Source organism: Flavobacterium sp., from assembly GCF_043756175.1.
GTDB lineage: Bacteria > Bacteroidota > Bacteroidia > Flavobacteriales > Flavobacteriaceae > Flavobacterium.
This window is the reverse complement of record NZ_JAYURN010000056.1, coordinates 1-5,326: the sequence shown is the minus strand read 5'-3', so window position 1 is coordinate 5,326 and position 5,326 is coordinate 1. Positions and strand designations below refer to the sequence as shown.

Below are 5,326 nucleotides of genomic sequence, written 5' to 3'. Positions count from 1 at the left end.
TTCAACATGAATTTGGACTTTATAAAACAAATGAAGAAGATTTTATTCAATTACTTCGAACAATAAATAAACCCATAGTTACTGTTTTTCATACGGTTTTACCTAACCCTAATTTAACAATGCAGAAAATGGTACAAGAGATAGACAATTGTACTAATGCATTTATTGTAATGACAAATGCTTCATCAAAACTATTGGTTGAAGATTACAAGATTAATCGTGATAAAATTTCGGTAATTCCACACGGAACACATTTGGTAGAACATTCCAATAAAGATGTTTTAAAAGAAAAATATAAGGTGGAAGGGAGAAAAGTCATTTCAACTTTTGGGTTATTAAGTTCCGGAAAATGTATTGAAACTTCAATCAATGCGTTGCGAACTATTGTGAAAAAACACCCCGAAGTTTTGTTTCTAGTTATCGGAAAAACACATCCAAATGTGGTAAAAAATGATGGAGAAAAGTATCGTGAAAACCTAGAAGCCAGAATTAATGCGTTACAACTAAATGAGTACGTAAAGTTCATCAATCAATATTTACCACTACACGAATTGTTAGAATATTTGCAATTAACGGATATATATTTGTTCACATCAAAAGACAGAAATCAAGCGGTTTCTGGAACTTTTTCGTATGCGATTAGTTGTGGTTGCCCAATTATTTCGACTCCAATTCCGCACGCTATTGAAGTGTTAAATGGCGGAACTGGAATAATTATAGATTTCGAAAATGCACAACAATTGGCCGAACAGGTAAACAATTTGTTAGATGATAATCAGCTTCGTAAAAATATTTCTGCTAACGGAATTCACAAATTAGCACCAACTGCTTGGGAAAATTCAGCCATTTCTCACGCTATTTTGTTTGAACAAATTAGTAATCAAGAATTAGAATTACACTATAAAATTCCAGCAATAAACTTGAATCACTTCAAAAATTTGACTACTAATTTCGCAATGATTCAGTTTTCAATAATCAACCAACCCGACATTAGTTCAGGTTATACACTCGACGACAATGCTCGTGCTTTGGTAGCAATTTGCCAACATTATGAATTAAAGAATGAGGATAGTGATTTAAAAGACATCAATAAATATTTCAATTTTATAAAATATTGCTTACAACCAGAAGGCTATTTTTTGAATTATGTAGATGTAAATAAAAAATTCACGAAACAAAACTCCGAAAATCTTGCCGATTCTAATGGTAGAGCCATTTGGGCTTTGGGATATTTGGTATCAATAAGTGATTTATTACCAGTAGAATTAGCAGAGAATGCTAAAAAAACCTTGCAATTATCATTGGGTAATGTTTGCAAAATTCATTCACCACGAGCCATCGCATTTATCATAAAAGGAATTTATTACAACAATATTAAAAATTATTCTGATGATAATGTAAATATTTTGAAGCATTTAGCGGATAAACTAGTTCAAATGTATAAGCACGAAAATGATGAAAACTGGCATTGGTACGAAAGTTATTTAACCTACGGAAATAGCATTTTGCCAGAAGCTATGTTGTGTGCTTTTCTAGCAACTAATAATCAAGTTTACAAAGAAATTGCTAAAACTTCATTCGACTTTTTATTATCTAAAATCTTCAAAAACAATGTTATAAAAGTAGTTTCTAACAAAGGTTGGATGCAAAATAATAACGAATCATTTAAAGAACAAATAGGTGGAGAACAGCCAATTGATGTTTCTTATTCAATAATTGCTTTAAGTAAATTTTATGATGTTTTTCAAGATGAAGAGTATCTAAAAAAAATGGAAATAGCCTTCAATTGGTTCTTGGGCAAAAACCATTTACAACAAATCATTTACAATCCTTGTACTGGAGGTTGCTATGATGGTTTAGAAGATACATATATCAATTTAAATCAAGGCGCAGAATCAACCGTAAGTTATTTAATGGCAAGATTAACGATGGAGAAATATTTCGTTAAAAATGAAAAAATTACCAAGTTATTAAAAATGAATTATTCTAAAAAAATAAATAAAAATCAAAGTATTGAAATTTAAAAATCAAAGTTATGACAGCTAAAAAAACACAAATAATAGCGCCTAAAAAAAGTGATGCTAAGAAAAAAACAGAAGCCTCAAATTCTAAAACAAAATCATCAAATTCTAAACACACAATTAGAAAAAAGTTGAATGAATTTGGAGATAATGATTCACTATAAAAAATAATAAAATGGAAACACAAATTCAAAACCTATTCCTTTTAGAGGACAACCCATTGTCATCAAATAGAATTGTTGCATTTTTAGAAAACAGATTCAAAAATTCGCTTAGAATTTCAACTTTTACAAATGGTGAAACCCTTCTGGAAGAAATAGATGGTAATACGACAATCGTAATACTTGACTATGATTTAAAAGGAGAAAAAGCTGACGTGCTAATACTAGAAATTAGAAAAACAAACCCAAAAACTGAAATCATTATCCTTTCGGCAGATGAAGATATTGCAATTGCAATTGATGCATTTAGAAATGGTGCAAAAAGCTTTATTATAAAGGGAGAGCAATCTAAAAGGCAACTATTTTTAGTTATTTATAAAATACTAAACTATCCAGTAAGAATATTAACGGAGCGATTTGCTATTAATAAAATACTAGCCATTTTTATAGCCTATTTTATCATAATTGGAATTGTAGTTTATATCGGTATGAGTTTATTAAATTAATAGAAATAATAAGCTATGAATATTATAACATATACTAAAAGTTATATAACATATTTGCAATCAATATCAACCAACTTTGTAATCAATTTTAAATTTTATATAGATGACAACCGATGATATTTTAAAAGAGAAAGTTTCTAATATTATTGATATAAATTTTAACAATAACATATCAATTAGTGTTTTAGGGCAAGAAGTTACACTCAAAGGTATTGTAAAATCATACGATGAAAAAGACGAAATAGAAGAAATTACCTGGAACACGTTTGGCGTTGTTTCGGTAAATAATGAATTAGCAATTGATAACGAAAACTAGAACAAATGATTTTAAAAAACCATATTTTTCAAAGCCTAGGTAGTGATTCGTCTGACGAACACTGTAATATTTTCATAAATGAATTAATGACGATATACAATTCAGAAAAAGTACTTAACGAGACATTACCTACAATGATTAAAGATGCTAAAACGTCTGAAATAGTTACAGCATTGACTAAGCATTTAAGATTTACTCAAGAACATCTTTTGCGTTTAGAAACATTTTTCAAATCAATAAATCAACCTATAATATCTTAAAATTATGATACCAAAAATTGGAATATCCGAAATTCACTTAAAACAAAGCATCAATTTATTGTCTGTAGTTTTATCAGATGAAATGACATTGTACATCAAAACCAGAAAATTTCATTGGAATGTTGCTGGAGAAAGTTTTATGGAATTACACAAACTCTTCGAAAAACAATACACAGAATTAGAAATTACTATCGACGAAGTTGCTGAAAGAATTAGCAAATTGGGAGGAAAAACCATTGGTACAATGAACGAATTTACATTGTTATCTCGAATTGTAGAACATCCAAATAAGTACCCAGTTCAAAAAGCTATGATCTCTGAACTTTTATCAGATCACGAGATTTTAATTGCCGAATTACGCAAAGACATCGACGTTTGTGCAGACGAATGTCACGATGCCGGAACCGCCGATTTGCTTACAGGAATATTGCAACAACACGAATCTATTGCTTGGACATTGCGAAGATATTTAAGTTAGATAAATTATATTAATTAAAACAAATTTTATGTATTACGAAAACTATCATTTAGGAATTAATATTATTTGGTGGGCTTTATGGGCAATCTTATTAATTTGGATTTTGGGAATTCCTTACAATACCTCTCGAAGACATAAAAGACATACAGCTTCTTATATCTTACAAAAAAGATACGTTAGCGGAGACATCACTAAATCTGAATATTACGACAAACAAAAAATTCTAATTGAAGACGGAGAATTAAAAAAAACTTAAAATTTTTAATGCGATGAAAAATAAAGAAAAATTTCCGAAAGCAGCAAACGAACAATTAGAAAACAAAAATGGCTATCCTAAATATCCAGAAAGTGAAGATATTTATAACAAATTTGATAAAGAATTTGATATCGATCCAGAAAATATTTCTAAAAAGAAAGAAATTATCAAAATTGATAAAAATCCAACTTGGAACGAAAAGGATTTCAAACAAGACAAATCCGGCAATGATCTTGATATTCCCGGTTCTGAACTCGATGATGATCAAGAAAATATTGGTAGCGAGGACGAAGAAAATAACTCTTATAGCATTGGAGGAGATAATCACAATGACTTAGAAGAAAATAAAGGACAATAATTAAAAAAAATCATGATAAGAACAGCAAAAGCGCATTGGGAGGGAAGCCTCAAAGAAGGAAAAGGAGCATTGTCTACACAAAGTGGTGTTCTAGAAAATACAAATTACAGTTTCAAAACCCGTTTTGAAGAAGGACAAGAAGGCACAAATCCTGAAGAATTATTAGCAGCAGCACACGCGGGTTGTTTTACAATGGCAGTTACATCTATGCTTAATGCAAAAGGAATTACCGCTAATAAATTAGATACTGAAGCAACTCTAACAATGGAAGGATTAAGTATTACTGGAATTCATTTGAATATTATTGGCTCGATTCCTGGCATAAATGCAGAGGAATTTGCAACTATTACAAAAGATGCCGAAAAAAATTGTTTGATTTCTAAAGTTTTGAATATTCCAATAACATCAGAAGCCCACTTTGAAATTTAAAAATAAATAAATTCTGTTTGATCATTTTTTGTTGATTTGTCAAGTTGGCGCAACGACATCTAAAACACAGTGGGTTTTCCAACTTTCCGCCTGTGACCAACGAAATGGTACGCGAGTTAGATAATCGTTAATTAGCAAATAAAAAATGGTTATTCAGAATTTTATTTTATAAAAATTGCAAATAAATTAAAATTAAAAAAAATGAAAATAGTTATCGTATTAACATCACACAGCAAATTAGGAAATACAGAGGGTAAAACAGGTTTCTGGATAGAAGAATTTGCCACACCTTATTATATTTTTAAAGGAGCTGGAGCTAAAATTACATTAGCATCTCCAAACGGTGGACAACCACCAATTGATCCTAAAAGCGATACTCCCGATAACCAAACCGAGTCTACAATTAGGTACAAAAATGACGAAAAATTATTAAAATTAATGGCAAATACCACACCATTACAAGCTATTTCTGCCAAGGACTTTGATGCTATATTTTATCCAGGTGGTCATGGACCTTTGTGGGATTTGACTACTGATAAAA

General features: G+C 30.1%; 9 protein-coding genes and 1 pseudogene. All 10 read left to right on the top strand.

The window, feature by feature from the left end:
- Window positions 1–2,024 (top strand): glycosyltransferase (locus tag ACH2BP_RS03545; RefSeq protein WP_395057067.1); only part of this gene is annotated, 2,024 nt, incomplete at its 5' end.
- Between the two features lie 11 nt (window positions 2,025–2,035).
- The gene (locus ACH2BP_RS03540) at window positions 2,036–2,185 is read left to right on the top strand and encodes a hypothetical protein (protein ID WP_395057065.1); all 150 of its coding nucleotides are present in this window, start codon (window positions 2,036–2,038) and stop codon (window positions 2,183–2,185) included.
- An 11-nt stretch (window positions 2,186–2,196) separates the two neighbouring features.
- Window positions 2,197–2,688 (top strand): response regulator, encoded by a 492-nt coding sequence (locus tag ACH2BP_RS03535; RefSeq protein ID WP_395057063.1) that lies wholly within the window; start codon window positions 2,197–2,199, stop codon window positions 2,686–2,688.
- 103 nt (window positions 2,689–2,791) lie between these two features.
- Complete coding sequence (locus tag ACH2BP_RS03530; RefSeq protein ID WP_395057061.1) at window positions 2,792–3,004, top strand: BON domain-containing protein; 213 nt, start codon at window positions 2,792–2,794, stop codon at window positions 3,002–3,004.
- A 5-nt stretch (window positions 3,005–3,009) separates the two neighbouring features.
- Entirely contained in the window at window positions 3,010–3,264 is a 255-nt protein-coding gene (locus ACH2BP_RS03525) for a DUF892 family protein (RefSeq protein ID WP_395057059.1), read from the top strand.
- Between the two features lie 4 nt (window positions 3,265–3,268).
- Window positions 3,269–3,742 carry a Dps family protein gene (locus tag ACH2BP_RS03520; RefSeq protein WP_395057057.1) on the top strand — a complete coding sequence of 158 codons (474 nt, stop codon included), beginning with the start codon at window positions 3,269–3,271 and terminating at the stop codon, window positions 3,740–3,742.
- 28 nt (window positions 3,743–3,770) lie between these two features.
- Window positions 3,771–3,998 carry an SHOCT domain-containing protein gene (locus ACH2BP_RS03515; RefSeq protein ID WP_395057055.1) on the top strand — a complete coding sequence of 76 codons (228 nt, stop codon included), beginning with the start codon at window positions 3,771–3,773 and terminating at the stop codon, window positions 3,996–3,998.
- Window positions 3,999–4,011: 13 nt separating this feature from the next.
- Complete coding sequence (locus tag ACH2BP_RS03510; RefSeq protein WP_395057053.1) at window positions 4,012–4,356, top strand: hypothetical protein; 345 nt, start codon at window positions 4,012–4,014, stop codon at window positions 4,354–4,356.
- Window positions 4,357–4,368: 12 nt separating this feature from the next.
- On the top strand, window positions 4,369–4,785 hold the full coding sequence (locus tag ACH2BP_RS03505; protein ID WP_395057051.1) for an OsmC family peroxiredoxin: 417 nt from the start codon (window positions 4,369–4,371) through the stop codon (window positions 4,783–4,785).
- Between the two features lie 201 nt (window positions 4,786–4,986).
- Window positions 4,987–5,326, top strand: a pseudogene (locus tag ACH2BP_RS03500) (type 1 glutamine amidotransferase domain-containing protein); the annotation flags it as partial.

Excerpts from the sequence above, each read along its gene's own strand:
- ACH2BP_RS03540 (WP_395057065.1), top strand. The coding sequence starts at position 2,036 with ATGACAGCTAAAAAAACACAAATAATAGCGCCTAAAAAAAGTGATGCT.
- ACH2BP_RS03535 (WP_395057063.1), top strand. The coding sequence starts at position 2,197 with ATGGAAACACAAATTCAAAACCTATTCCTTTTAGAGGACAACCCATTG.
- ACH2BP_RS03530 (WP_395057061.1), top strand. The coding sequence starts at position 2,792 with ATGACAACCGATGATATTTTAAAAGAGAAAGTTTCTAATATTATTGAT.
- ACH2BP_RS03525 (WP_395057059.1), top strand. The coding sequence starts at position 3,010 with ATGATTTTAAAAAACCATATTTTTCAAAGCCTAGGTAGTGATTCGTCT.
- ACH2BP_RS03520 (WP_395057057.1), top strand. The coding sequence starts at position 3,269 with ATGATACCAAAAATTGGAATATCCGAAATTCACTTAAAACAAAGCATC.
- ACH2BP_RS03515 (WP_395057055.1), top strand. The coding sequence starts at position 3,771 with ATGTATTACGAAAACTATCATTTAGGAATTAATATTATTTGGTGGGCT.
- ACH2BP_RS03510 (WP_395057053.1), top strand. The coding sequence starts at position 4,012 with ATGAAAAATAAAGAAAAATTTCCGAAAGCAGCAAACGAACAATTAGAA.
- ACH2BP_RS03505 (WP_395057051.1), top strand. The coding sequence starts at position 4,369 with ATGATAAGAACAGCAAAAGCGCATTGGGAGGGAAGCCTCAAAGAAGGA.